The sequence below is a fragment of the Streptomyces sp. NPDC088747 genome, assembly GCF_044751025.1.
GTDB lineage: Bacteria > Actinomycetota > Actinomycetes > Streptomycetales > Streptomycetaceae > Streptomyces.
The window spans coordinates 121,472-147,434 of the sequence record NZ_JBIVKZ010000007.1 but is presented as its reverse complement, the minus strand read 5'-3'; the positions used below and the strand labels follow the sequence as shown (position 1 = coordinate 147,434).

Annotated in this window: 19 protein-coding genes; 10 read left to right on the top strand and 9 right to left on the bottom strand. The window is 70.6% G+C overall.

Features of this window, described 5'->3' with window-relative positions:
- The first annotated feature begins 6 nt into the window (after positions 1-6).
- The 5 genes from ACIP79_RS18620 to ACIP79_RS18600 are packed head-to-tail and all read left to right on the top strand — an operon-like array spanning position 7 to position 10,394.
- Entirely contained in the window at positions 7-222 is a 216-nt protein-coding gene (locus tag ACIP79_RS18620; protein WP_401224520.1) for a hypothetical protein, read from the top strand.
- Positions 219-2,567, top strand: a complete 2,349-nt coding sequence (locus ACIP79_RS18615; RefSeq protein ID WP_401224519.1) for a LamG domain-containing protein — start codon at positions 219-221, stop codon at positions 2,565-2,567. Before ACIP79_RS18620 ends, ACIP79_RS18615 begins: the two co-directional genes overlap by 4 nt.
- Entirely contained in the window at positions 2,567-4,216 is a 1,650-nt protein-coding gene (locus ACIP79_RS18610) for a hypothetical protein (protein ID WP_401224517.1), read from the top strand. The genes ACIP79_RS18615 and ACIP79_RS18610 overlap by 1 nt, the downstream gene beginning before the upstream one ends.
- Before the next feature lie 14 nt (positions 4,217-4,230).
- Entirely contained in the window at positions 4,231-8,547 is a 4,317-nt protein-coding gene (locus ACIP79_RS18605) for a DUF6603 domain-containing protein (RefSeq protein ID WP_401224515.1), read from the top strand.
- Positions 8,544-10,394: a hypothetical protein gene (locus ACIP79_RS18600; RefSeq protein ID WP_401224512.1), complete on the top strand. Its 1,851-nt coding sequence runs from the start codon at positions 8,544-8,546 to the stop codon at positions 10,392-10,394. The genes ACIP79_RS18605 and ACIP79_RS18600 overlap by 4 nt, the downstream gene beginning before the upstream one ends.
- Here ACIP79_RS18600 and ACIP79_RS18595 read toward each other — a convergent pair.
- Both ACIP79_RS18595 and ACIP79_RS18590 read right to left on the bottom strand, forming a co-directional pair.
- On the bottom strand, positions 10,369-11,520 hold the full coding sequence (locus ACIP79_RS18595) for a helix-turn-helix domain-containing protein (protein ID WP_401224511.1): 1,152 nt from the start codon (positions 11,518-11,520) through the stop codon (positions 10,369-10,371). The genes ACIP79_RS18600 and ACIP79_RS18595 overlap by 26 nt on opposite strands.
- Before the next feature lie 588 nt (positions 11,521-12,108).
- Positions 12,109-12,285: a CsbD family protein gene (locus tag ACIP79_RS18590; RefSeq protein ID WP_387178602.1), complete on the bottom strand. Its 177-nt coding sequence runs from the start codon at positions 12,283-12,285 to the stop codon at positions 12,109-12,111.
- A gap of 262 nt (positions 12,286-12,547) precedes the next feature.
- Between ACIP79_RS18590 and ACIP79_RS18585 the strand changes: the two genes are divergently transcribed.
- Complete coding sequence (locus tag ACIP79_RS18585; RefSeq protein ID WP_401224509.1) at positions 12,548-13,552, top strand: RNA polymerase subunit sigma-70; 1,005 nt, start codon at positions 12,548-12,550, stop codon at positions 13,550-13,552.
- Between the two features lie 78 nt (positions 13,553-13,630).
- Here the strand turns inward: ACIP79_RS18585 and ACIP79_RS18580 are convergent, their stop codons facing one another.
- The 5 genes from ACIP79_RS18580 to ACIP79_RS18560 all read right to left on the bottom strand — a co-directional run bounded on the left by ACIP79_RS18580 (position 13,631) and on the right by ACIP79_RS18560 (position 18,187).
- On the bottom strand, positions 13,631-13,984 hold the full coding sequence (locus tag ACIP79_RS18580; RefSeq protein ID WP_401224981.1) for a hypothetical protein: 354 nt from the start codon (positions 13,982-13,984) through the stop codon (positions 13,631-13,633).
- 331 nt (positions 13,985-14,315) lie between these two features.
- A complete protein-coding gene (locus ACIP79_RS18575; protein ID WP_401224978.1) occupies positions 14,316-14,864 on the bottom strand; it encodes a GTP-binding protein in 549 nt (182 codons plus the stop codon).
- Between the two features lie 58 nt (positions 14,865-14,922).
- Positions 14,923-15,315 (bottom strand): DUF742 domain-containing protein, encoded by a 393-nt coding sequence (locus ACIP79_RS18570; RefSeq protein WP_401224506.1) that lies wholly within the window; start codon positions 15,313-15,315, stop codon positions 14,923-14,925.
- Positions 15,312-15,782: a roadblock/LC7 domain-containing protein gene (locus ACIP79_RS18565; RefSeq protein ID WP_383690390.1), complete on the bottom strand. Its 471-nt coding sequence runs from the start codon at positions 15,780-15,782 to the stop codon at positions 15,312-15,314. Before ACIP79_RS18565 ends, ACIP79_RS18570 begins: the two co-directional genes overlap by 4 nt.
- Positions 15,779-18,187 (bottom strand): nitrate- and nitrite sensing domain-containing protein, encoded by a 2,409-nt coding sequence (locus ACIP79_RS18560; RefSeq protein WP_401224504.1) that lies wholly within the window; start codon positions 18,185-18,187, stop codon positions 15,779-15,781. The genes ACIP79_RS18565 and ACIP79_RS18560 overlap by 4 nt, the downstream gene beginning before the upstream one ends.
- Before the next feature lie 449 nt (positions 18,188-18,636).
- Between ACIP79_RS18560 and ACIP79_RS18555 the strand changes: the two genes are divergently transcribed.
- Genes ACIP79_RS18555 through ACIP79_RS18545 form a run of 3 tightly spaced genes read left to right on the top strand, consistent with a single transcriptional unit; the run spans position 18,637 to position 22,915 of the window.
- Positions 18,637-20,922, top strand: a complete 2,286-nt coding sequence (locus ACIP79_RS18555) for an MMPL family transporter (RefSeq protein WP_401224502.1) — start codon at positions 18,637-18,639, stop codon at positions 20,920-20,922.
- Positions 20,919-22,229: a sensor histidine kinase gene (locus ACIP79_RS18550; RefSeq protein WP_401224500.1), complete on the top strand. Its 1,311-nt coding sequence runs from the start codon at positions 20,919-20,921 to the stop codon at positions 22,227-22,229. Before ACIP79_RS18555 ends, ACIP79_RS18550 begins: the two co-directional genes overlap by 4 nt.
- A complete protein-coding gene (locus ACIP79_RS18545) occupies positions 22,226-22,915 on the top strand; it encodes a response regulator (RefSeq protein ID WP_401224499.1) in 690 nt (229 codons plus the stop codon). The genes ACIP79_RS18550 and ACIP79_RS18545 overlap by 4 nt, the downstream gene beginning before the upstream one ends.
- Before the next feature lie 4 nt (positions 22,916-22,919).
- Here the strand turns inward: ACIP79_RS18545 and ACIP79_RS18540 are convergent, their stop codons facing one another.
- Complete coding sequence (locus ACIP79_RS18540; RefSeq protein WP_401224498.1) at positions 22,920-23,483, bottom strand: TetR/AcrR family transcriptional regulator; 564 nt, start codon at positions 23,481-23,483, stop codon at positions 22,920-22,922.
- A 103-nt stretch (positions 23,484-23,586) separates the two neighbouring features.
- Between ACIP79_RS18540 and ACIP79_RS18535 the strand changes: the two genes are divergently transcribed.
- A complete protein-coding gene (locus ACIP79_RS18535) occupies positions 23,587-24,510 on the top strand; it encodes an NmrA family NAD(P)-binding protein (protein ID WP_401224495.1) in 924 nt (307 codons plus the stop codon).
- A 199-nt stretch (positions 24,511-24,709) separates the two neighbouring features.
- On the opposite strand, the gene ACIP79_RS18530 is transcribed toward ACIP79_RS18535, so the two are convergent.
- On the bottom strand, positions 24,710-25,588 hold the full coding sequence (locus ACIP79_RS18530) for an esterase/lipase family protein (RefSeq protein ID WP_401224493.1): 879 nt from the start codon (positions 25,586-25,588) through the stop codon (positions 24,710-24,712).
- Between the last annotated feature and the right edge of the window lie 375 nt (positions 25,589-25,963).

The window sequence follows — 25,963 nt, the reverse complement described above, 5'->3', positions numbered from 1 at the left end:
ACCAGGATGACGCCGACAGACACCACCTCACCACCCTCCCCCTCCCTCACCCTCACCCTCACCCTGGAGCTCAGCCTCGACGAGGCCAACCTCGTGCTGGAGGCGCTCGGCCAGCTCCCGTACGCGCGGGTGTACCAGTTCATCGACCGCATCCAGGAGGAGGCGCGGACCCAACTCGCGCATCCCGGGGCCGGTCACCACGCCCGAGAGAGCCTCACATGACCACGGCAGGGCCACTGCTGCACTGGCACCTGGACGAACTGGTCGAGAGCGGCGGCATCCCCGACTCCTCCGGCAACCGTCTGAACGGGGCGGCGGAGGGCGATCCGAAGAACGTGCCCGACGAACTGTTCGGCAGCTGCCTGACCCTGGACGGCGACGCGGACGCCCTCGTCCTGCCTGCCGCCGCCGGCCCGCTGCCCTACGTCCACACCCTGGAACTGTGGGTCAGGACCGACTCCTCGGCGGGCGACGGCCGGACGCTGGCCGTCCTCCCGTTCGCCGGACCGGCACTGGTCCTGGAGCCGGACGGCAGCCTTCGGCACGTGCTCCCCGACGGCACCGAGGCGGGAGCCACCCCGGCGGGCGCGGTCCGGCCGGGCCGATGGCAGCACATCGCGGTCACCGCGGACCCCGCCGAACTGTCGGTCCACGTCGGCGGCGAACCCGTGGCGCGCACGCCCCGTCCCGACAAGCCGGCCCCCGACAAGGACACACCCCAACTGGTCGTGGGCCGCGGCCTGTCGGGAGGCGGCCGGCTGTCCGGACGGCTGGCGCACGTCCGCGTGTACGGCGGCGTGCTGACCCCCGAGGACATCCGGCTGGACATGGCCGAGGACGAGGCCGAGCTGTCGGCCTTCGTGCGCACCTACCCCGTCGGCTTCGAGCTGCTCAACGAGGACGAGCACCCCGTCCTGTTCATCGACGACGCCCCCGGCGACCACCCGATGACACTGCGGCTGACCAACGCCTCCCGGGACGAGGTCGTCCCGGTGCCGCTGACCGGCGAGGCGGGCCCTGACAACCACCACTTCGCCCTGAGTTTCCGTACGGGCACGCTGTCCGGCGGGTCCGTGCCCCGCACCGATACCGCGGGCTGGTCCGTGCGCGGCGGCGGCGACACGCTCTACCTCCTTCTCACCGGCGCGCAGCCGCCCGCGATCCGTCCCGGCGGCTCGCTCACTGTCACGCTCCTCGGCCTCAACGGCGACGGGAGCGGCGGCACCCGCGGTACCCGCGTCGAGCTGTCCTACCGGCAACTCGCCTACCGCGGCGACCCGCAGGAACTCACCGGCACCCGGCTCCAGGTCCTGGAACTGGTCAACCACCGCGGGCGCAGGGAACTGCCCCTGCACATCGACTTCGTGGACGGCGACACCGTCCTGAGCGACGGCGCCACCCCCAACACGCTGAGGCTGCGCATCGCCAACACCTCCCGCGACGTACCCATACGGCTCCGCGGACTCGACGAGGCCGCCGGTGAAGTGGCCGACGGTGACGGTGACGGAACAGCCTCGGACGCCACCGCGATCTTCGTCTCCTTCGAGGTGCAGGAGCAGGGCGAGGTCCGGGAGTGGGCCCTGGTCACCGGCGCCGCGAAGAACGGCGCCGGGATGGCGCTCGCGGTGCCCTCCACCACATGGGAGGCACCCCAGCGCTCCTTCCCGGGCGAACGGGCCCAGTGGCGGCTGCGCCCGGATACCTCCACACAACTGGAGCCTGGTGGTCGCCTGGACCTGCTACTGACCGGGGTGATCGCGCCGCCCTCGCTGGGCGTCGCCAACGTCTACGTCGACCTGGTCAACCTGCCCGACTACGTCGACGGGTCCTTCACCGCCGCGGTGCGCAAGGCACCCCTGCTCTATTCGCAGACCGCCGTCGGTATCGGCACCAACAATCCCAAGGCCCGGCTGCACATCCTCGACCCGGGCAACGTCGGCAACAACGCGGGCGCGGGCACCCTCATCCTCGGTCCGGTCACGGGCGCCGGAACGAACCTGCGTCTCGGCTACCACACGGACTACACGTGGATCCAGGGCCACGGTCTACGTCCCCTGGCGCTGAACCCGCTCGGCAACCACGTCGGCATCGGTACCACCGACCCGTCGTCCCGGCTCACCGTCCTGTCGAGTGACGCGGTGCAGATCGACGTCCATCAGGCCGCCGGCGGCCCGGCCAACGGCGCGCCGACCATCCGTTTCGCCCGCGCCGGCCAGTGGCGGCACCGCATCGAGGCCCGCAGCGACGGTTTCCACCTCAAGACCGGCGAACCCGGCGTCGACACGCTCTCCGCCCTGTGGGCAGCCAGGCTCACCGCGGCCGAGGTGGTCACCCCGGCCCTCACCGTCGGCGGCGTCACCATTGGCGAGGCGGAGCTGCGCGTCCTCAAGAAGCTGGCCGCGGGGACCCTGACGCTGAAGGTGTTCAACCCCGACCGCGACGAGTACCTGTTCTCCTCCGACATCAACGACGGCGCGGGCCGCCGCTCGGTCTACACCTCTCCCCGCAACCCCGCAGACCCGGCGATCCCGCACTTCCGCGTGTGGCAGTTGCGGGAGGTCACCTGATGGCCTGGCAGCTCGATATCCACGTCCTGGACGTGGGACAGGGCCAGAGCGTCCTGATCGTGGCGAGCGATCCCGTGCTGGGCGCCGCCGCCACAAGAACGCTGCTGATCGACGGCGGCCACCAGCAGTCGGCGCCCGACATCCACAACAAGATCGCGGCGGCGGGGGTCAACAACGTCGACGTCATGATCTCCACCAACTACGACATGGACCACCTGGGCGGACTGATCGGCCTCCTGCGCGCCGACAACGCATGGCAGCTCGCGAACCATGTGGCCGGGCTGGCCGTGGCGGCGGCGTGGCCCCACGCCGCCAACCCCGGCCGGTTCCATGTCGCCGCCGCGGCGGCCGCCATGGCGGTCATGCACGGTGCCACTGCGGCCCACCTGAACAGGATCACCCAAACCGTCGGGGTCATGTTGGCCACCGTCCCGGCGGTGCCCAACAGTCAACTGATGGCGTTCCAGAGCGCACAGGGTGCGGACGGCGTCCTCCGGAACTGGATAGACGGCGGTATGCCCCTGGGAGCGCGCCTGGTCGCCACTCCCCTGCAACGAGTCAACTACGCGTACGCCGTGGCCTACAAGGCCGGGCAGGACCAGGCACTGGGTCTGCCCCAGGCCACGGTCACCGCGAACGTCGCGTGGGCACTGGCCGGCCTGCTGTGCACGACGGCGGGGATTCCGGCGCTGAGCACCGACGGGCTCTTCCGGAACACCCGTGTCATAGACATCGGCAACACCACACCACCGCCCCCCTTGTGGACAGGCGCACTGGCCGGCCACGTCGAGACGGCCGCCGCCCAGCAGGTGGTGATCCCGCCCGGATTCGCCGCCCGGCCGTACGCGTTCGCGCCGATGGGCACCGAGCTGCTCTGGGCCGGCGGTGCCCCCGCCAACCCGGCGACGGCACCGGTCGCCGTCGTGGTGTCCGGCCCCAACCCGGCGAACGGCCAGGGCAGGGCCTGGCAGGGGCCCAACGCCCCGGTCCCGGTCCTCACCGACACCCCGAGCAACAACGCCAGCATCGGCGTCGTGGTCCGGTTCAACAACTTCGCGTTCATGACCTGCGGCGACCTCCCCTACGACGGCGAGGACGCTCTCGGCGTGGCACTGACGAACCATCCACTGCCGAACGCCGCCGGTGCCGCGGTCGCGGGTCCGCCCAGGATCGCCGCCTACACCTGCGGCCACCACGGGGCCAACACGGCGACCAGCAACCCGGCGGCGGTCATGGTGCCCCCGGCGTTCCTGAACTCCGCGACACCCAGGACCCCGATCATCTCCTGCGGGCCCAACAACTACCCGCACCCGCACGTCCAGACCACCGCCCGCCTCCAGGCCGCTGCCTCGGTGAGCAACTTCTACCTCACCAACTGCCGCCACGTACGCCCCGAGGTGCCCTACTCCGCGGCCCCGGCGGTGCCCGTGATACCGCAGCGGGGGCACCCGCAGAAGGGCAGGGTCGCCGGAGACAACGGAGGCCCCGGCGCACACCTGGGCGACATCCAACTCAGCGTGACCCAGGCCGGCAGCCAGGGCGCCCCCGGAGCGGGCTCGTACACCGTCTCCTACTGGGACCGGTCGATGCCGGGCGTCGCCGGCATGGCCCCCGCACCGGGCGTCGCCCTCGATCCCGTGAACTTCTAGCCGGAGGCCCGACCGTGACCGACCTGGCCGCACTGCGCGACACCCTTGCCGCTCGCGGCACGTCCCTTGAACTCTCCGGCTCCGACACCGCGCTGCCGCAGCCCCTGCGCGACCTGCTGAGCGGCCTCCCGGACGGACGCCTTCGCCTGACCGCGCCCCCCGGCGGTCCGGCCCTGGCGGACGGCCTGCTGACCCTGACGGGGTCGACCACGGACACCTGGCCGGTGACCGGCTTCGCCGGCACGACCGTGCGTCCCGTCACGGTCACCGTCACGGTCACCGCCGCCCCCGTCGTCACCGTGACGGCCACCGGCACCATGGACCTCGCGGGCACAGTGGTGAACGTGGCCGTGGCCTCGGTCACCGAACACGGCTTCCCGGGCTGGCACGTGACCCTCGGCTCGGCGGTGACCGGCGTACGTGCCACGGACCTGCTCGCGATCGGGGTCGGCGGGTCCCTGTCCCTGCTGCCCGTGCCCGTCGGGCTCGACGCGCTGGGCACCGTGGTCACCCTGGCGCCCGAGAAGTTCAGCATGTCGTTCTTCCCCGGCACCGTGCTGGCTCCCCGCTACGCCTTCGTCCTGAGCGTGCCCGCCGCACAGTGGACGCCCGTACCGTCCGTCCTCGAACTCGACGGGCTCGACATCGCCGCGTCCGTGGCGGCCGGCTCGTTCTCCGTGACTCTCGTCGGCCACCTGGAAATCGGCGGCACGGCGGTGGACGTCCGCGTCGGCATCGCCCCGGGCAGGATGTGGACCGCCGAGGTCGTTCCCGGCGACGGCGACACGTTCCCCGGAATCGCCGACCTGATCGAGTGGATCGGCGGGACGGCCGGTGGCGGGCTCGGCGGCCTCGGGCTCGACGTCGACGGCATCGACGCCGCCATTGAGGCGGTGCGCGTCACCTTCGACCCGACCGCCCTCACCCTCGGCTCGGTCGAGGTCCTCACCGAACTGACACTGGGGGCACTCCGCTTCGACATCGGCGTCCGGCTGCCCGACCTGACCGTGCGCGGCTTCCTGCACCCCGGCGATCCTCTGCCGATCACCGCGGCCCTGGAGCCGTTCGGCCTTCCGACGGACGGCGTCCCGGCCGGCCTCACCGTCACCGAGGCGTCGTTCTCGGCTCAGCCGTCCACGAGTTCCTACACCGCGGCCCTGTCCCTGACCGGCGAGTGGACCGCCGGCCCCCTGTCGATCCAGTCGCTCGGCGCCTCCGTCGAGTACACGGCGATGCAGGGGCTGACCGGCCGGATCTCCGGCGTCATCGGCATCGGCACATCCGCCCGACTGGGCCTATCGGCCGGGTACGACGGGCCGGCCAACGGCTGGATCTTCACCGGCGCGACCCTCCCGGGCTCGGTCCTGGCCATCGGCGACCTCCTCGACGACCTGGACGCCTCCTTCGGCGTCGGCGACGTGCCACAGCCGTTGCGCGACCTGGCACTGACCGGGGTGAACGTCGAATACCGCAGCGGCACCGGGGCGTTCGTCCTCGGCTGTACCGGCACCCTCGCCCTCGCCGGCGCGCCCGTGTCGCTGACCATCGACATCGCCCTCCAGCGCGCCACGGGCGGCGCCTCCGGATACTCCGCGACCTTCGGCGGATCGCTCACCGTCGGCACGCAGACATTCCGGATCGCCTTCGACCGGAGCGCGGAGGAGAGCAGCACCTTCGTCGCCGCCTATGCGTCCAAGGACGGCCCCGTCACCCTGACGCTGCGCGACCTGGTCGGTGCCCTGTCGGCCGGAGCCGCCGACGCCGTGCCCGAGGGGCTGTCCGTGGGGCTGGAGTCCGCGCTGATCGCGTATGTCCGGCCGGCCGGTGCCGCGCAGGGACGGTTCGCCGTCGGCCTCGGGGCCGCCCTCGACGCGGACCTGGCCTCGTTGCCCCTGGTGGGCGAGCGGCTGCCCGCGGGGACGACGCTGAGCGCGCGACGACTGAGGTTCGTGTACAGCTCAGCCGCCCTGACCGCCGGCGACCTGACCGCCGTGAACAAGCTGCTGCCCACGATTGTGCCGCCGCTGGCCCCCACTGCGGGCGGGACACGGGCGACCGTGGACCTGCGGATCGGCGGCACGGACATCCGGCTGGAGATCGGCGCCGCGCCACCGCCGCTACTGCCACCGGCCCCCGTCGCGGCCTTGACCACCACTGCCGCCGTGACCCCCGTCGACGACGTCACCTGGTACCCGGTCCAGAAGCAGCTCGGCCCGGTCACGTTCGAGCGGGTCGGCTTCACCCTGCTGCGTCCGCCCGACGCGGACGCCGTCCTCGCGTTCCTCCTCGACGCGTCGCTGTCCATCGCCGGGCTCAGCCTGTCCCTCGACGGGCTGTCGGTGGGCATCGCCCCCGGCGACCTGGCCTCCGGCCCGCGCTTCTCGCTGCGCGGACTCGGCGTCACCTACAGCTCAGGCACGGTGGAGATCGGCGGCGCGTTCCTCAAGGACACCGTCGTGTACGAGGGGACCACGTACGACTCCTACAACGGCGCGGCTGTGCTGCGGTCCGGGCAGTTGCAGCTCTCCGCGCTGGGCTCGTACATGCAACTCCCGCAGGGACCATCGCTGTTCGTGTACGCGGCACTCAACTACCCCATCGGCGGGCCCCCGGTCTTCTTCGTGCGGGGGCTGGCCGCCGGGTTCGGCTTCAACCGCCGACTCGTCCCGCCGCCCATCGACAAGATCGCCACGTTCCCGCTCGTCACGGAGGTCATGTCCCCACCGAGCGGCGGCGACACCGTGGACGTGGGCGCCAAGTTGCGGGCACTGCGCGACTACCTGCCGCCGTCGGCCGGAGACTTCTTCCTCGCGGTGGGGCTGCGGTTCACCTCGTTCCAGATGATCGACAGCTTCCTGCTGCTCGTCGTCGGGTTCGGCAGACGTTTCGAGGTGAACCTGCTGGGCCTGTCCACCATGCAGCTCCCGACCGCCGACACCTCGACGCCCGGCGTGGCGCCGATCGCGCGCGTGCAACTCGCCCTCCAGGCGACCCTGGTGCCCGACGACGGGTTCTTCGGCATCCGCGGGCAGCTCACCGAAGACTCCTACCTGCTGTCCCGGGACTGCCGGCTGACCGGGGGCTTCGCGTTCCAGACCTGGTTCGGAGACACCCACACCGGCGACTTCATCGTCACCGTCGGCGGCTACCACCCTCGGTACGCGGTACCGGCGCACTACCCCGCCGTGCCACGGCTGGGCTTCTCCTGGCAGGTCTCGCCGCAGTTGGCGATGAAGGGCGGGGCGTACTTCGCACTGACGCCGTCCGCCTTGATGGCGGGCGCCGGATTCAGCGCGACCTACCAGGACGGCAGCACGAAGGCGTGGTTCAGCGCCTCGATGGACTTCCTGATCGGCTGGAAGCCGTACCACTACGAGGCGTCGTTCCGGATCTCCGTCGGGGCGTCCTACACCTTCTGGGCCTTCGGCACCCAGACCGTGCGGGTACAGGTGGACGCCGGAGTCGACCTGTGGGGGCCGGAGTTCGGCGGGCAGGCGACGGTGGACGTCGGCCCGTTCTCCTTCGACGTGTCCCTCGGCTCGGACGCTGCACGGACCTCGCCGGACGCCATCTCGTGGACCGCCTTCCGCACCTCGTTCCTGCCGCCCCGGCCGAACGACGCCGTCACCGTCGTCCTGGCGGGCGGCGCCTCCCCCGGCCCTGACCCCGGCGAGAACGATCTCGGGCTCGTCAACGCCCTCGAACTGGTCCTGGTCACCGACTGCGTCATACCGAGCCGGACGGCCACACGGGGCGGAAACGTCCCGCTGCCCGCCGACAGCGGCTCCACGGCGTTCGGCATCGCGCCGCTCGGCGTGCCGAAGCAGACGAACGTCGGCTCCACCCACTCGATCGAGATCACCGACTCCGACGACAACGACGCGGGACGCCGCTTCACCTACGCACCTGTACGCAAGAACCTGCCCTCGGCACTGTGGGGCGACAACCTCAAGCCGTCCCTGAGCGCCGCCGCGACGGTCGACGGGCTGCTCACCGGCTTCACCGTGCGGCCACTGCCGCCCAGCGAGCCGACAGGGCCCGCGCCCTCACTGACCAGGGCCGCGCTCCAGGACGGCACCGAGCTGACCCCTCCGGCCGACGAAGCCTTCCGGTGGCTGCCCCCGGCGCCGTTCGCCGAGACCGGCGGTCGGGACGGGCTGGGCGTGATCGAGGCGGACATCACCGCGCCGGGCACCGCGGCCGCCAGGTCGGCGATCGCCACGGCTCTGCTCGGCGCCGGTGTGCCGATCGACCTGACCGGCTTCCGCAGCGGGGACTTCCGGGCCGTCCCGCGGATCGCGACGACACAGAGCAAGGGGAAGCGGGCATGATCACGACCACGGAGCCGCAACGCCTCGCGTTCGTGGACCACTTGGTGCCGTCTCTGCCGGGAGACGAGTACACGGTCACCGTGACGCAGACGGTGCTGCCGCCGGACGAACCCGTGCAGCAGTTCACGACCGTGCGCCGGTTCACCGTCGCCGCGGACCCGCACACCCTCGCACCGGAACTGGTACAGGCGGTGTTCCCGCCGGAGGGAAGTCTCGGCGACCACAGCGACTCCCTGCCGCACATCGTGCTGTCACGGCCCACGCTGCCCTGGGAGCACAGCGCGACCGACCCGCCGCCGGCGGAGGGCGTCACCCCGGTCCCCTGGCTGGCTCTCCTGCTGTTCGCGGGCGACGAGCAACCCGCCCCGCAGGTCGTCACCGTGACTGACGACGGCAAGGAGGAGCGGGCGACCGTCATCGACGTACCCAGGGCCCTGCTGGAGACGCTGCTGCCCAACGCCGTCGACCTGCCGCTGCTCGCCCACGTGCGGCGCGGCGAGGGCGCCGACACCGCCCTGGTGATCGGCAACCGGCTGCCGCCGTCGGGGCGCGCGAGCACGGTCCACCTGGTGTCACTGGCGGGGCGCTACAAGGCAGTTGAGGACGGCGCCCCGGCTTTCGACTTCGGGTCAGGCGCGCCCGACGCGCCCGTACGGCTGGTGTCGCTGACCAGTTGGCGGTTCGCCTCCGTGGACGTCGGCCGGTCCTTCGCGCCGCTGGTGCGGCGACTGTCCCGGGGCTGGAGTCCGTTCCGCCTGCCGGAATCGGCCCCGGTCACGGACGTCGGCGCCAGCACCCTCGCGAAGACCTTCCTGGCCCGCGGCTACGTCCCCGTGCGGCACACTCTGCGCGGCGGCGGGCGGACCGTGGCCTGGTATCGGGGCCCGTTCGCCTCCGGTCCGGTCGCGGCGGACGAGACTCCCGCCCTGTGGTCGACGCCCGTGCAGGCGGCCGACCAACTGCTGCGCTACCACTCCGGTTTGGGCATGTTCGACGTCAGCCTCGCCTCGGCGTGGCAGCTCGGCCGACTGCTCGCCCTCCAGAGCAAGGACTTCTCCACCACGCTGTACGAGTGGAAACGCCGACGCGACCAGGCGCACAAGCGGGCCGGCGCACCGTCAGCCGCCGGAGCGGACCACCCCCTGGAGATCGCGGGCATCGACGACACACTGCCGGGCGGCGCCGTGGACTGGCTCACCGGGCTCGCCGAACTGCGCGGGGTGCCCTTCGCCTACCTGGTACCCGACGAGCGGCTGCTGCCGGTGGAGACGATCCGGTTCCTCGGCATCGACCAGCAGTGGGTGCGTTGCCTGGTGGACGGCGCGTACAGCGTCGGCCGGGTCGGCACGGTGGACGCGGAGCTGGACGCCTCGCACGCCTTGCCGCCGGCCCTGCCGACGGTCACCGGCGCGCTGATCCGCTCGGACGTCGTCTCCGGGTACCCGGACCTGGAGATCGCCGGGTTCGCCGAGCGGTTCGGCGGGGAGGCGCTGCCAGTGCTGCGCCGGGAGGCGCTGTCCCGGAACGTCCTGCTCTGCCTGTTCACCGGAACCGTGCGGCGGCTGGAGTTGCGCAGACGAGCGGAGTCCCTGCACTTCGGGCTGGAGAACGGCGCCGTCGACGGGACGGTCACCAAGAACCTGCGGCCGCTGGGCGACGGCGACGGTCCCGAGCTGTTCGTGCCGGATCTCGCGGTCGGCGACGAGCGGGTCATCGACGTACGTGCGCTGGCGGATGCCATGGCCACGGCCCTCGGCGTCGACCAGGACGCGTTCGGCTCCGGCGCCTTCGCCCGGCAGATGGTCGAGACGGCCGACCGCGTCACGTTCCGGCACGCGGGAGTCTGAGGGCTTCGGTCGCGGGTGAGGGCGACAGCGTCCGGCCGAGCCGGGGGCCGTCTCCGGAAGCGACGGCGTCCGGGCCCAGCTCGGTGCCCTCTCCGGAGTGAGAAACCGACCGGCCGCTCCGCGCCGCCTCAGCGAGCAGGTCAAGCCCGGTACGCGCGGGTCCGCCGAGCCGGCCCGGTCCGGTGTCGACGATGGTCGGGAGTGTCAGGGCCAGCTTCGCCAGCGGCAGTTCCCCGGCCACCTCGGCGGCGACGCGCAGGGCCAGGGGCGAACCGGCGCAGCGCCGCACCAGCGCCTCGGTACCCTCCGGGTCCGCCTCGACCTTTGGCCCTATCAGCGCGCGCAGCAGGTCCCGGGACGCCGTGTCGGACAGTGGGCCCAGCTCAAGGCGCCGGGCACCGCGCCAGGCCACCAGCGGACCGAGCCGCTCCCTGCTGGTCACCAGGACTCGGCAGGCGGGCGTGCCGGGCAACAGCGGCAACACCTGGTCCACGGTCGTGGCGTTCTCGAGGACGACGAGCAGCCGCAGGTCCCACAGAAGGCTGCGGAAGAGGGCGGCGCGCTCAGCGGTGGCGCGGGGTACGGCGGGATATCCGACGCCGAGTGCCCGCAGGAACCCGGCGAGGACGTCGCGGGGATCGGCAGGGCCGCCGCCGTAGCCGTTCAGGTCGGCGTAGAGCTGGCCGCCGGCGAAGCGGTGCCGGACGCGGTGCGCCCAGTGCAGGGCGAGGGCGGTCTTGCCCGTACCGGCCGCGCCGGTGATCACGGCGACGGTGTCCGACGGTGTCTCGTCCCGTAAGTCGCCGAGTATCGCGTCGAGCGCGCCCAGGGCAGCGTCGCGTCCGGTGAACGGGAAGACGGCGGAGGGGAGTTGGGCAGGTAACGGCCGGGGGGCCATCGGCGGGGCGGGTAATCGTGCCCCTGCCGCCGTTCCTGCGAGTACCTGCACGATGAGCCTGCACGTGTGCGCCCGCGCGGGACGGCCGGCCTCCATGTTCCGCACGGTGCGGACGCTCACACCGGCCCGGCCGGCCAGCTCCTCCTGGGTGTAGTACAGCTCGGTCCTGCGGGCACGCACCCACCGCGCGAAGCCGTCGCCGTCGAGCTCGTCCACCGCACCAACCACCGCATCTCCCCTGGTCATCGCCATGCTAGCGGCATATGCGGGGTCCGGACCCGGCCTTCGAGAAGTACCCAGGTCCTCTCCGCCCTTGCGAGATGAACCGCACCACCGTCGCTCGCTGGGCGGCGGAGTGTCCGGGTGGTTCGTCGGACCGCGGGGGCGGTCCACCGGCGGGATCAGTGTCAATGTCTACGGCTGGAGTGCTAGGAGCGGGTCCGGCACAACTCCTGACCCACAAGTGTGGTCATGGCTTTCTGGGCGTCCGGTCCGCCGCCACTGGTCACGTACACCACGGCGGTCCGGGTTCCGTTTCGGGTGGCGCCGCCCCAGGTGACATAGCCGAGTAGCTCACCCCGGTGGCCGTCATCTAGTCGAACCGCGCCGGAGCCGGCTGATGGCCGGCCCCCTCCTGAAGGACGCCGACACTCCGGCCGGCCTCGACCCGCAAGATCACCCTCTGTCGCAGGCCTCGTCCGTCGTCCCTGCGCTCGACCGATGTGCTCGATCGAGATATTCCACGCTCAATTCACGGGCCCGGACATGCGTAGATCTCGACAGCCGCTCGGCTGTCGAGATCCATGCATTGGGAGCCTACTTGGGCTTCACCGCGTCCTTGGCCTTTTCCTTGGCCGCGCGGAGGTCGCCCTTGGATTCTTCGGCCTGGCCCTTGGCCTTCAGGGACTCGTTGCCCACCGCGCCGCCGACGACCTTCTTGACCTTGCCTTCGACCTGCTCGCCCTTGGCCTGACCCTTTTCGTCCGCAGCCACAGTCACTCACCTCAGTCTTGATCGAAATAGGTTCCTCGTCCGGGTCCCCCGGCAGTCTCGGAGTAAACCTGCCGATTCACCGGCCGGCTTAGCGAGTCAAATTCCACTAAAGTTCCGACCTCAAATTGGTGGACGATTTCACACCCTGGTTTCTGACGTCAGCGGCATCTCTTGGCCGTGCCCGCTGACCCCAGTGATGAGTTCTCGCGCCCGTGGCCGTCACACCTACGACGGGACACGGCGAGAGGGAAGGATGACCGTGATGAGTGCGGACACGGTGCTGAAGCTGAAGGAGCTGGGTGTGCGTGATCTGAGTGAGGCCGACGAGCCCGCGTTCTCGGGCCTGGCGGAGCGGCACCGGCGGGAGCTGCACGTGCACTGCTATCGGATGCTCGGGTCGTTCGAGGACGCCGAGGACACCGTGCAGGAGACGTTCCTCCGTGCCTGGCGGCGCCGGGAGACGTTCGAGGGGCGGTCGACGTTCCGGGCCTGGCTGTACCGGATCGCCACCAACGCCTGCCTGGACCTGCTCGCCAAGCGCCGCCCGGAGCCCGCGACCGGCGGCGAGGTGCTGTGGCTGCAGCCCTACCCGGACCGGCTGCTCGACGAGCTGCCCGCGGGTGACGCGGACGAGCCGGAGACCCTCGCCGTCGCGCGGGAGACCATCGAGCTGGCGTACCTGGTCGCGGTGCAGCACCTCGCGCCGCGCCCGCGGGCCGTGCTGATCCTGCGGGACGTGCTCGGCTGGCGCGCGAAGGAGGTCGCGGAGCTCCTCGGCGACTCCGTCAACTCCGTGAACAGCGCGCTTCAGCGGGCCCGCGCCGGCATGCGGGAGCACCTGCCCGCCGAGCGGCAGGACTGGACCGGCGGCGAACAGAACGCCGGAACACGCGAGTTGGTGCGCCGCTACACCGACGCCAGTGTGGCCACGGACGTCGGAGAGCTCGCCACGCTGCTGCGGGACGACGTCCGCTGCTCGATGCCGCCCACGCCGGGCGTGTATGTCGGCCGCGACACGGTCGTGAACGATTGGGTCGAGAGCGGCTTCGAGGACATGAAGGGCCTCCGCGCCGTCCCCACCTCCGTGAACCGACAGCCCGCCATCGCCTTCTACCTGTGGCAGAAGGGAGAGGGCGCGTACCTGCCACTGACGATTGACGTCCTGCGCGTCACCGGCGGGGCAATCACCGAGATCATCACCTTCCACGACGACCGGTTCCCGGGGCTGGGGCTGCCGGAGCGCCTGCCTGCGGACGGCACGGAGTAGAACACCTCCGCCGCGGTGATCACCCCACCCAGCCGGGATCATCGCGGCGAAGCGTGCCCTGTCCGCCTGCTCCCCGCCTCAGCGAAATTCGTGCACCACCTGGATCTCGCCGACCATGTGGGCGTTGAAGTCGTCCAGTTCCTCGGCCGGAACCCAGAGTTCGAGGATGGTCCGCCCACCCGCCTGCTGAACGGGGTACCGGCTCAGGAATTCCGACTCGACCTCAAAACGAGTGACGAACCCGGCACCGTCGTGCTTCACGTTCCAGTCGCGCGCGATCCTGACCGCGTAGTCCTCATTGAGAACCGGGTAGAAGATCGGCTGCTCAGGCAACCGGGGCGGCCAAGCACGCCAGCTCAGCTCCCGGACCAGATCCAGCTCCTTGGGGCCGGTGGGACGCCACAGGGTCGTTGTTGCTCGCCGGCCGGTCATCTGCATCGCTCTCCGAATATGAACCGCCGCTACGGCGGGCCGAGGAGACCGGACGATACCTGCACCACGAACTCAACAGCCAGGCAGTTTCCGCGCGAGGCGGACGGGTCTCGTGGTCACGGCCGACGCGAAAGGCGCGAAAGGCGCGGAAGGCACGGAAGGCACGGAAGGCACGGCAGACACGGCAGGCGTGCATGGCCAACGGAAGGTCCGCTCGACGCCGTGATGTGGAGCGTGAGTCGGGGCGCCGAGCCTGGGGTGGGAGACCGGCCGCGTCAAGGTGGCAGCGGTGCGGGCCGGGAGTGTCGGCCCGGACCGCACCGCTGCTGTGTCAATGGCGGATCGGGAGCGGTACGCGACCGCCCATCAGCCGGTTTACGAGGGCGAGCAACAGGTCGCGGCTCGCCCGTCGTTCGCGAAGGTCGCCCATGACCACGGGGACGGCCGGGTCCAGGTCGAGGGCGTCCTTGACCTCGGACACGGTGCGGTCCCGCACTCCGTGGAAGCAGTTGACGCCGACCACGAAAGGGACGCGGCGGCTCTCGAAGAAGTCGATCGACGCGAAACTGCTCTCGAGTCGCCGGGTGTCCGCGAGGACGACGGCGCCGAGGGCACCGTTCACCAGGTCGTTCCACATGAACCAGAAGCGTTCCTGGCCGGGAGTGCCGAAGAGGTACAGGACGAGTTCGGAACTGACCGTGATCCGGCCGAAGTCCAGCGCCACTGTGGTGGTGGTCTTGTCCTCCACCCCGTCGAGGTCGTCCACCCCGAGGCCCGCGACGGTCAGCTGCTCCTCCGTGTTCAGGGGCGGGATCTCGCTCACGGAGCCGACCATGGTGGTCTTGCCGACGCCGAACCCGCCGGCGATGAGGATCTTCATCGCGGCGGGTGCCGTGGCCGTCCCCGCCTCCGACACCGGTATCCCGGTCTGCTGTTCGTCAGAGTCTGAGTAGGGCATCCTTCACCGCCTGAAGAAGAATCAAGTCCGGTTCCTCGCCGGCCACCACCGTGAGCGGTGGCCGGATCGCCACTCGTCCGATGCCGAGCAGGTCGTCGACGAGGATCTTCGTGACCGCGATGGGCTGTCGCAGCATGGCGGAGACCTCGGCGAGCGCCACGGGAGTGCGGCACTGCTTCAGAATCAGCCGGTGTTCGGGTTGCAGGCTGCGGTCGCTCTGTTGGTCGCCGAGCCCGGCGACAGTGGCGATCACCGTGATGAGGGTGAGGTCGCCCCGTACCGAGGAGGTGCGACCCTGAGTGACCGTGTACGCCCTGACCAGGCTCTCCTCGGAGTCATCGTCGTCCGCCGCCGCGTCGGCCCAGTGTCTCACTCACGTCCTCCCCCCGTTCCTGCCACGCCGGACCGGGTGGATCCCCACTCCTGCGCCAGCCCCTGGACGACCCGTACCTCGGTGCCCAGATGCTGTCCCACTTGCTGTACGAGGGTGTCCATCGCCACGGCCATCACCTCCGCGTCCACCTCCTGGTCCGCGACGACCGCCAGGTGGGTGCCTCGGCCGGCGGAGCTGATGAACAGCCACAGTTCGTCCAGTTCGATGATCAGCTGGCGGACCGCACCGCCGCCGAACACCTCACCGACTCCGCGCGCCAGGCTCTGCTGCCCGGTGGCGATGGCGGCCAGACGTTCGGCATCGACCCGGGCGATGGCGCTGGACTGACTGACGACCAGGCCGTCGTCGGACAGCACCACGGCGTTCCGTGTGCCCGGAACCTGGTCGACCAGACGATCGAGCAGCCAGTCGAGGTCAGAGTTGGTGGCAGTGCTTCGCAGAGTCATCGTCCGTCTTCCTTCCGGGTCCGTTCGGGTCCCGGTGCGGGATCGTTGGGTTGGTGCTCGGGGGTGGGCCTTAGCCGGGCGGCCCGGGACTGGCGTTGGAAGGCGCCGACAGTGGCGCCGGGACGTGCCCCGTTGCGGCGGGGCAGGGGCTGGGCTTCGGCCGGGTCCGCGTACGGCGCCTCGGGGTGCGCGGGGGGAGGCTGCCGGAGTTCGGCGGCGAGGCTGGCCTGCCGTACCCGCCGGGGCAGCGGGTCGTTGGCCCGCCTCGGAGACGGAACCGGAGCCGAAGCGGGAGCCGGAGCGGGCCGGGCCTGCGGTTCGATCCAGGGACCCACGAGCGGACGGGCGAACTCCTCCCGGTCGCCGGGCCGGATCCTCGGCCGGAGATCGGGGTGGACGTCCTCCTGAGCGGGCGTGCTGTACAGCGCGAGCTGGTCGGGATAGGCATGGAAGGCGTCGGGCGGGATCTCCTCCGGAAGCGGTCCGCCGTCCGTGATCAGCTCCCCGGGCACCAGGACCACCACCCGGGTGCCGCCGAAGGACGAGGGCCGCAGCTCCACCTTGAGACCCAGGTTGGCCGAGAGCCGGGCCACGACGTACAGGCCGAGCCGGGCGTCGTCGGCGCGGGACATGACGTCCATCCGGGGCGGTTCGGCCATCAGCGCGTTGGCCGCGTCGTACTGGTCGGGCTCCATGCCCATGCCGCGGTCCTCGATCTCGATCGCGACGCCGCGGCCCACCTGGGACACGGTCACCTCGACCGGCGTCGGCGGCTTGGAGAAGGACACCGCGTTCTCCATCAGCTCCGCCAGCAGGTGCGCCACGGGACCGACGGCGCGCTCGGACAGCCAGGCCTCGACGTCGATGTCGATCCGGATGCGGCGGTAGTCCTGTACCTCGCTCTGCGCGGAACGCAGGACGTCCAGCAGCAGTACGGGCCTGCGCCAGCGGCGCTGCGGCTGTCCGTTGCCGAGGATGACCAGGTTCTCCTCGTAGCGCCGCAGCCGGGCCGCGAGGTGGTCGAGGTCGAAGAGGCCTTCGAGGACCGCGGGGTCCTCGTGCTGGCGCTGCATCTCACCGAGCCGCCTGAGTTGCATGCCGATGAGCAACTGGGTCCGCCTGGCGATACGTTGCAGCAGGCGCTCGAAGCCGCGGTACAGCTCGACCTCTCGTACGGCGGTCTCCAGGGACGAACCGCGGGCCTGGTTGAGGGCCTGGCCGAGCTGGCCGAGTTCGTCGTCGGCGTGGCGGATCTCGGGCAGTTCGGCGTCGGTGTCGACCTTCTCGCCGCGGCGCAGCCTCTCCACCATGTCGGGCAGCCGGGTCTGCAGTTCCAGGGCCTCCGAGCGGAGCGCGAAGATCCGCAGGCGCAGGATTCCGGTCAGCCGCAGTGTGAACAGGAGGAGGAGCAGTACCGCCGCCGCGCTCGCGGCGGCCGTGATGATCAACGTCTGTACCAGGCCGTCGAGTTCGCCGTTGGTGACGTCGTCCAGGTCGGAGGCGACCGCGGCGCCGGCCTTCTCCAGCTCGGGCGTGATGTCGGTGCGGACCTGCTGCCACTGTTGGGCGACCGAGTCGGCCACGGGGGTCCGGCCTGCCTCGTCCTCGTTCTTGGTGCTGAGGAGGCCCGTCTCGATCCCGGTCTTCTCCTTCCAGTCGGCACTGGAGAACACGCTCTCGTAGGACCTGGCCAACGGCGCGGGCAGCTGCGCCACGATCTTGTCGTCGTAGATGTGCCGCTGGGCGCCGATCACGCCGGCGAGCTGGAAGCGCTGCTCACCGGAGAGCCGGCCGCTCGCCACCCCGGAGGCGATGATCGCGTCCTCGCGCGCGATCATCTCTAGGCCCCACGCGGCGTCGAACGTCGGCCGGCCGAGTTCGGCCTGTTCGCCGAAGCCCACGTTGCTGAAGCCCTCGAACATCTCCAGGTCCCAGGTGATGATCTCGGTGTAGTCGTCGAAGGTCTGCTCCGCGTCGGCGGATCCCTGGTCCAGGGCGTCGCGCTGGTCGGGCAGTCGTCCCATGGCCTGGTCGAGCTTCCGGAACGTTTCGCCTAGGTCCTGCGGTACGGAGCCGGAGAGCGCGTCGAGGCGTCGCACGGCTGTGTCGGTGAGCCCGCGCTGACGCTTCAGTTCGGCCCGGTCCGCCTGGGGGGCCGACAGCGCCATCGAGGTCAGCCGCCGCTCCGTCTGCACAGCGGAGATGACGCCGAGAAGCGGCTCGGTGAAGCGCTCCGTCGAACCCTGCCGGTCGTGGACCTCACGCCACTCCCCGTACTGCTGGGCCGAGTTCGTCACTGCCAGGGCGACCAGGACGAGGCAGGGCACCAGGGCGAGGGCGAACAGGATCGTCCGCAGCGACATGCGGCGCTTGGGAACCGTCTCCTGATCTGTCGGACGGTTCACGGGTGGTGAGGTTCGTGCGTGGACTGCCACTGGGGTCCCCGGCGTGTGAGTGATGACGGACTGTACCTGGGAGAGGTGGTCCGAGTCATGACAGGGGGAGCCTACAGACTGGATAAACGATCTCAATACGGTTCGGCTGATTAGTGCATTGATAATTTTGTCCCGAAGAGCCCACCCTGCGGCACGTCCCCCTCGCGACGACCGGCCGGTCGCTCACTCACCCACTCACTCACTCACTCACTAGGTCAGTCGGTCGGTCGGTCGGTCGGTGGCGAGGATCCGGTCCACCTAGTGCGTAAGCACCAGAACACGCGAACCTCTGGTCCCTCCGTACCAGATGAAGACGGCGGCTGGTGACGACGCCCGGGGAAGCGCCCGAGGGAAGTGTGGGAAGCGCGCGGAAACCGCGCAATCCCCCTTTGCCCAACGGTGTCTGGAGTGATCAACAGGTGGCGACCTATCTTTACCGGATCGGACGGTGGGCCTTCCGGCGGCGGCGGCTCGTGAGTGGTCTGTGGCTTGCTGCCCTGGTGCTGGCCGTGGGCGCCGCCGCCCTGGCACCGGCCGGGCAGGAAGAGGACCTGTCCATGCCCGGCACCGAGTCGCAGAAGGCGTTCGACCTGCTGGACGAGCGCTTCCCCGACAGCAACTCCCAGGGTGCCGAGGCCCGTTTGGTGTTCCAGGCCCCGGACGGTCAGCGGATCACGGCCAGGGAGAACAAGGCGGTCGTCCGGAACACACTCGGGTCACTGAACGGGGGCGATCAGGTCGCCTCGACCACCGACCCGTATGAGACCGGCGCCGTGAGCGGCGACGGCACCATCGCCTACTCCACAATCACCTACTCCGCGAACGCCGTTGACCTCACCGAGCCGACGAAGAGCGCCTTGGAGGACGCCGCGGGCCGGGCCCGGGACGCGGGGCTGACCGTGGAGATCGGCGGCTCGGCCCTGGACGCGGAAGTCGAACCGGGCGGCACGACCGAGCTCATCGGCGTGGTGGTGGCGGCGGTGGTGCTGGTCATCACCCTCGGTTCGCTGGTCGCGGCCGGGTTGTCGCTGCTGACCGCCTTCCTGGGCGTGGCCATCGCCTTCGGCCTGATCTCCGCGCTGGCCGTTCCACTGGGCCTGACGTCCACCGTGGCCATCCTCGCGCTGATGCTGGGGCTGGCGGTCGGCATCGACTACGCGCTCTTCATCACCTCCCGCTTCCGCGACGAGCGCGCCAAGGGCAACGAGCCGGAGGAGGCCGCCGGTCTGGCGGTGGGCACGGCCGGATCCGCTGTCGTCTTCGCCGGCGCGACCGTCTTCATCGCCCTGGTCGCACTGGGGGTCGTCGGGATCCCCGAACTCACCAAGATAGGTATGGGCGGCGCGGGCGCGGTGGCCCTTGCCGTACTCGTCGCACTGACCCTGGTCCCCGCGCTGTTCGGCATCTTCGGCCGGCGGGTACTGTCCCGCGCCGCCCGCAAGGCCGCCCGGCCGGGACGCGAGCGACCGCATCCGGCACCCACCGGGGCAGGCCGGTCCGGGCTCGGTGTCCGGTGGGCGCGGTTCGTGCTGCGCCGACCGGCGGCCGTGCTGATGATCGCCGGACTCGGCCTCGGCGCCGTCGCCCTTCCGGCGCTGAGCCTCGAACTCGGGCTGCCGGGCGACGAGTCCAAGCCGGTGGAGACCACCCAGCGCCGTGCCTACGATCTGCTGTCAGAAGGCTTCGGCCCCGGCTTCAACGGCCCCTTGACCGTCGTCGTGGACACCTCGGAATCCGGGGACACCTCGGAGTCAGGGGACGCCTCGGAGTCAGGGGACGCCAGGGCCACAACGGACCTTGTCGTCAAGGCCGTACAGGGAGTGGGCGGGATCGAGTCGGTCGGTGATCCGGTTCTCAGCCGGAACAAGGACACGGCCGTCCTCACCGCCGTTCCGCGGACCGCGCCGAACAGCGGCGAGACCAAGGACGTGGTGCACGAGATCCGGAGCGCGGTCGACGGCGTCGAGGCCGACACGGGCGCCCGCATCGCGGTGACCGGCACCACCGCGCTGAACATCGACATCTCCGAAGCCATGTCCGACGCCCTCATCCCCTATCTGACCGTGGTCATCGGCTTGGCGATACTCCTGCTGACGGTGGTCTTCCGCTCGGTCCTGGTCCCGGTCAAGGCCGCGCTCGGCTTCCTGTTGTCGGTGGGAGCCGCCTTCGGCGTCCTTGTCGCCGTCTTCCAATGGGGCTGGGGCGCGGACCTGGTGGGCATCGAGCAGACCGGGCCGGTCATGTCGCTGATGCCGATTCTCGTCATCGGCATCGTCTTCGGTCTCGCCATGGACTACGAGGTGTTCCTCTTCACGCGGATGCGGGAGTCCTACGTCCATGGCGCGTCCCCCGGTGCGGCGGTCGTCGACGGTTTCCGGCACAGCGGACGTGTGGTGGCCGCGGCGGCGATCATCATGATCAGCGTGTTCGCCGGTTTCGTCGGGCTGAACAGCCCGACCATCCAGACGATGGGAGTCGGCCTGGCCTCCGCCGTCGCCTTCGACGCGTTCGTGGTCCGGATGGCGATCGCGCCCGCGGTCCTGGCACTGCTCGGCCACCGGGCCTGGTGGCTGCCTCGTATCCTGGACCGTGTGCTGCCGAACGTGGATATCGAGGGTGAGGCGCTGAGCAGGCGTGCCCCGGCCTCCGCGCCCCGGCCGGACGCGGCGGTACCGCGGCTCCCCGTGGGCCGGTCCCGGCCATGACGGACACAGGCGGCGGTGGCCCGCGACCACGCGTCACGTGGTGGCGGGAGGGAGCGGTCACCGCGACGGCGTTCACGCTCTGTCTGCTCGGCGGCGTGGTGCGGGTCGACGACACACTCTCAACCCCGCCTGCCGCCGCCTACTTGATCGCCGTGTTGTCCTGTGCCGTACTGCCGGTACGGCACCGGGCGCCCCTGGTCGCCCTGGCGGCCACGACGGTGAGCGGCGTGCTGGTGCAGCCCTTGGGCCTCCTGCTGAGCCCGCTCACCGTGGCCCCCGCGGTGATCACCGCCTACTCCTACACGCTCGCCGCGCGCACCGAACGGCGCGCGGCGAGCGCGGTGTCGCTCACCTCCGCGGCGCTGCTGGTCGCTTCCACCCCCTTGTCCGGGGGCCTCTCGTGGCAGGACGCGAGCAGGATGGGAGTGGTGGCCGCCTTCCCGCTGATGGCCGGCATGCTCGGTCACTCGGTGCGCAACCGTCGGGCCTACCTGGCGGCCGTGGAGGAGCGGGCCCGGCGGGCCGAGAAGAGCCGGGACAGCGAGGCCCGCCGGAGGGTCGCCGAGGAACGGGTGCGCATCGCCCGGGAACTGCACGACCTGGTGGCCCATCAGATCACCCTGGCCAACGCGCAGGCCACGGTCGCCGCCCATCTCTTCGACACCCGTCCGGAGCAGACCCGCAAGAGCCTGAAGGAGCTCGTCGAGACCACCAGCGACGCGCTCGACGATCTGCGGGCGACGGTCGGTCTGCTGCGTCAGTCCGGGGACGCGGACGCGCCCGCCGAGCCGGCGCCCGGACTGTCCCGGCTTCCCACGCTCATCGAGTCCTTCCGGCGCGCGGGTCTGGAGGTGTCGGTGCGTCAGGAGGGTACGGCCCGGCCGCTGCCGCCGGGCGTGGACCTCACCGCGTACCGCATCGTCCAGGAGGCCCTGACCAACGTGACCAAGCACGCCAGCACCCGCAGCGCCCGGGTGCGCCTGGTCTGGAAGGGCGATTGCGTGGCCCTCACCGTCACCGACGACGGAACGGGCGCCCACACCGCGCCGAACACGGCCGCGGTGCAGGACCGGCCGCCCGGCTACGGTCTGATCGGGATGCGTGAACGTGCCACCGCGATCGGAGGACATCTCTCCGCGGGCATGCGCCCGGAGGGTGGCTTCCTCGTCTCCACCCGGCTCCCCCTCCCACCCGCCAAGGACACGGCGCGACTGACCGACGAAGCGACAACCCCCGAAACGCGGATCGCCGATGAAGTGACAGGCTACGGACGGACGGACGACGTACAGGCCGGGGATGCACCGTGACGCTCCGCGTACTGCTCGCCGACGACCAGGCCCTGCTGCGCCAGGCCTTCCGGATGCTTCTCGACACCGCCGACGACATCACCGTGGTCGGCGAGGCCGGCGACGGCAGGGAGGCGGTCAGACTCACCCGGGAGTTGCGCCCCGACGTGGTGATCATGGACATACGTATGCCCGAGGTGGACGGTCTCACCGCCACGTCGGAGATCTGCGCGGACCCGGAACTGCGGGCCAGCCGCATCCTGATCCTCACCACGTACGAGACCGACGAGTACGTCGCTCAGGCGCTGCGCGCGGGAGCCGGCGGCTTCATCGGCAAGGGCATCGGGGCCGAGGACCTGCTGAACGCCGTGCGCACCATCGCCGACGGCGACACTCTCCTGTCCCCCGCCGCGACCCGCTCCTTGGTCGCCCGCTTCCTGGCCACACCGGACAACCTCACACCGCACCACCCCGAGCGGCTCGCCGCGCTGACACCGCGCGAACGCGAGATGGTGGCCCTGGTCGCGACCGGCCTGTCCAACCAGGAGATCGCCGAGCGGATGTTCCTCAGCCCTTTCACCGTCCGCGCCCACGTGCAGCGCGCCATGACCAAGCTGGAGGCCCGCGACCGGGCGCAACTCGTCGTCATCGCCTATCGGACGGGCCTGGCCCAGGCCACCTTCGACGGCGGCACCGACCGGGCGTGAGCGGTCAGGTGCCGGTGGGGTCGAAGCCCTCGACTGCGAGCCAGAAGGCGCGGTCAGCCGGCGTCGCGGGGTCGGTGTAGTTCTCGGTGGCCAGGGCGATTCCGACGATCAGCGTGAGCAGATCGTCGATGGTGATGTCCCCCCGGACAGCCTGGTCGTCGATGGCCTTGCGCAGCAGCAGGTCACCGGCCGCCCCGATGTCCGCCGCGCAGGAGCCCTGGGCGACCCCGTCCTGCAGAGGCTCGTAGGACAAAACGTCGGCCAGACCCCGTGCGGCGAGGGAGTAGGCGAGCAGTTCGTGCAGCCACTCCACCAGGGCGGACCGGCTGTCGTCCTTGCCGCGGAGGACACGAGCACGATCGCACAGGGCCCGCACACGCTCTTTGAAGACGGCGTCCAGCAGGGCTTTGCGCGTCGGGAAGTGGCGGCGCACGGTGGCCGATCCGACGCCCGCGACCCGGGCGATGCGCTCCAGGGAGGCCTGGGCACCTTTGGCCGCCACCTCGGCCTCGGCCACGGCGAGGATGTGCGCGTAGTTGCGGCGGGCGTCCGAGCGCTGGCCGGTCATGTTCTCCCCAACGTTGATAAGTGGCGGGCCCCACCGTATTCCAACGAACGCGAAACGGCGGGCCCCGCCGTTTCGTGCGCGTCACCTCCGAGGAGATGTACACATGACCACTGCCGCAACGCCGGTCCTCGTCACCGGTGCCACGGGCCGCCAGGGCGGCGCCACCGCCCGGGCCCTGCTCGCGCGGGGAACCGCCGTCCGTGCCCTGGTGCGCGACCCGAGCACACCACGCGCGCGGGCTGTCGAAGAACTCGGCGCCCGCCTGATCGTGGGCGATCTGACCGAACCGGCGACCCTGGCAGCGGCCGTGGACGGCGTACGGGCCGTCTTCTCCGTGCAGATGCCTGCGTACACCGGCCAGGGGTTCGACTTCGCCGGCGAGGTCAGGCAGGCGGACAACCTCATGACGGCCGCGCGGGCCGCCGGGGTCGAGCAGTTCGTGCAGTCCTCGACCAGCGGCGTGGATCAGCACGTCAAGGCTCCGGGCTGGGCCGAGGGCCGGTGGGCGATGATGGAGGCCCCGCTCGGTACGAAGGCCGCGACCCAGAACCGGTTGCGCGAACTCGACTTCCGGTACTGGACGTTGCTCAAGCCGTCGTTCTTCATGGAGAACTTCGAGCCCTCCATGCGGTTCTACTTCCCCCGTGGGGTCCAAGGCGGTCTGGTCACCGTCGTCAAACCGGGCACGCACCTGGCGCTCGTGGCGGCGCGGGACCTGGGCCGGGCCGCGGCAGCCGCCCTGGCGGCACCTGCCGAGTTCCACCGTCTGGAACTGGAGCTCGCGAGCGACTACCTGACCATGACTCAGATCGCCGAGACGCTCTCCCGCGCCCTGGGAGTCCCGTTGTCGGCGCCGGACATGAACGAGGAACAGGCCCGCGCCGCCGGCATGCCGGACATGGGTGCCACCCACGAGTTCATGGAAGTGGTCGGCCAGCCGGCCCGGCCGGAGTTCGCCCGTGCGCTGGGCATCAGCCTGACGAGCTTCGAAGAATGGGCGCACGAACACCTGCGGGCCGACGCCTAGCGGATACCGGCGAGGCAGTGAAGAAGGGCGGCCGGACTTCGCTGATGTCCCGAAGCCGAACTTCACGAGCGGCCCGAGGCCGGATTTCACGGACCGCTCACGACGCGGAGCGAGGGACGGTCGCCGTCAGCGCGACAACCGCCCCTCGTTCACTGCGTGTTGCCACCGGCTCCCCGGTGACGCTCACCGACCGCGGTACTCAGCCCGTGGACGGGCGGTACACCGCGATGCGTGCCATCTCCGCGGGAGCGGCGCGTCGGCCCCAACCGGTCCAGGTGGAGTTGTTCTTGATCCGCGCGTTGTACGTTCCGGTGGCGAGCTTGGGGAAGCTCACGTGCCCGACCCGGCTGTCGTTGTACTGGATCTCGTGCTCCGCGGTGCCCGCGATGCCGGAGGACTCCGACACGTATCCGTCGTGGAAGGACGACATCGTCGTCCAGTCGGTACCCATACGGGAGTTGGGCATGGTGTTGGGGAGCGCGTCGAGGAACGCGCTGCCCGGCCGCATGTCCTTGCACTGCCGCCACAGGAACCTGCAGAAGCCGTCGTTGGTGCTGCCACCGTGCGGCGTGGCGAGCGTCGCCACGTCTTCGATGTAGAGGTACGGAGGGAAGCCCGCGGTGCCCCTGCGGGTGTGGTACAGCGCGGCACGGACGACGAGACCACCCATGGAGTGGGCGACGACGTCGATCTTCTTGCTCCCCTTCGAGGGCTTCGAGAAGTTGTCGTAGACGTAGTTGGCGAACGCCTTGGCCACCGTGTTGATCGGGGTGTCCCTGTTGCCGCCGTATTCGTGGCTGCACCGCGTGTCGCCCCGGTAGTAGCCGAAGGTCAGGAGATTTCCGCGCCACCCCTTGTCCTTGAAGTGCCTACGGGCATCCGCCCAGGAGGTGGTGCAGTCGTGTCCCGTCTTGAGGGGATTTCCCTGGATCCCGTGGACGAAGATGACCGTGTTCGTGTTCGTGGTCGACCGGGGCGGCGCCGCCGCGTTGGCCGGCGTGGCCGTTGTGAGGGCCGTGAGTACGGCCGCCAGAAACACGGAAAGGAAGAGAAGGATTCTTCTCTGCGGTTTGGACATGAATACTCCCCGTTGACGAAATGAGTTCTTGTGCCGGAACGCATCGGTCCGACAACCTGTAACCGGAGTTGATCCCGAGCCGGAATCGCTTTTCCCGGTACGCCCCGAAGATTACGACCCGGTCCGGCGATATACACGTCACGTGAACAGGTGACAGAGGGGCCCCCGTTCGTTGCACGCGGGGCAGGAGCGGCCAAGGACACCACACGTGACCCCCTGTCGGTCACGGTCGCGGTCGTCTAGGTTGGGGCGCGGGTCTCAACTGTGTACGGGGGAATCACTTTGGAGAGCACGGCGGAGTCCCCTGTTCTTCTCGGCGGAATAGGGAATTCCTTACGCGCGGGCGGCGAACTGACGCAAGGGCCCGCCCAACTC

Excerpts from the sequence above, each read along its gene's own strand:
- ACIP79_RS18575 (WP_401224978.1), bottom strand. The coding sequence starts at position 14,864 with ATGAAGATCCTCATCGCCGGCGGGTTCGGCGTCGGCAAGACCACCATG.
- ACIP79_RS18580 (WP_401224981.1), bottom strand. The coding sequence starts at position 13,984 with ATGACCGGCCGGCGAGCAACAACGACCCTGTGGCGTCCCACCGGCCCC.
- ACIP79_RS18535 (WP_401224495.1), top strand. The coding sequence starts at position 23,587 with ATGACCACTGCCGCAACGCCGGTCCTCGTCACCGGTGCCACGGGCCGC.
- ACIP79_RS18600 (WP_401224512.1), top strand. The coding sequence starts at position 8,544 with ATGATCACGACCACGGAGCCGCAACGCCTCGCGTTCGTGGACCACTTG.
- ACIP79_RS18610 (WP_401224517.1), top strand. The coding sequence starts at position 2,567 with ATGGCCTGGCAGCTCGATATCCACGTCCTGGACGTGGGACAGGGCCAG.
- ACIP79_RS18585 (WP_401224509.1), top strand. The coding sequence starts at position 12,548 with ATGAGTGCGGACACGGTGCTGAAGCTGAAGGAGCTGGGTGTGCGTGAT.
- ACIP79_RS18565 (WP_383690390.1), bottom strand. The coding sequence starts at position 15,782 with ATGACTCTGCGAAGCACTGCCACCAACTCTGACCTCGACTGGCTGCTC.
- ACIP79_RS18620 (WP_401224520.1), top strand. The coding sequence starts at position 7 with ATGACGCCGACAGACACCACCTCACCACCCTCCCCCTCCCTCACCCTC.
- ACIP79_RS18530 (WP_401224493.1), bottom strand. The coding sequence starts at position 25,588 with ATGTCCAAACCGCAGAGAAGAATCCTTCTCTTCCTTTCCGTGTTTCTG.
- ACIP79_RS18550 (WP_401224500.1), top strand. The coding sequence starts at position 20,919 with ATGACGGACACAGGCGGCGGTGGCCCGCGACCACGCGTCACGTGGTGG.
- ACIP79_RS18615 (WP_401224519.1), top strand. The coding sequence starts at position 219 with ATGACCACGGCAGGGCCACTGCTGCACTGGCACCTGGACGAACTGGTC.
- ACIP79_RS18540 (WP_401224498.1), bottom strand. The coding sequence starts at position 23,483 with ATGACCGGCCAGCGCTCGGACGCCCGCCGCAACTACGCGCACATCCTC.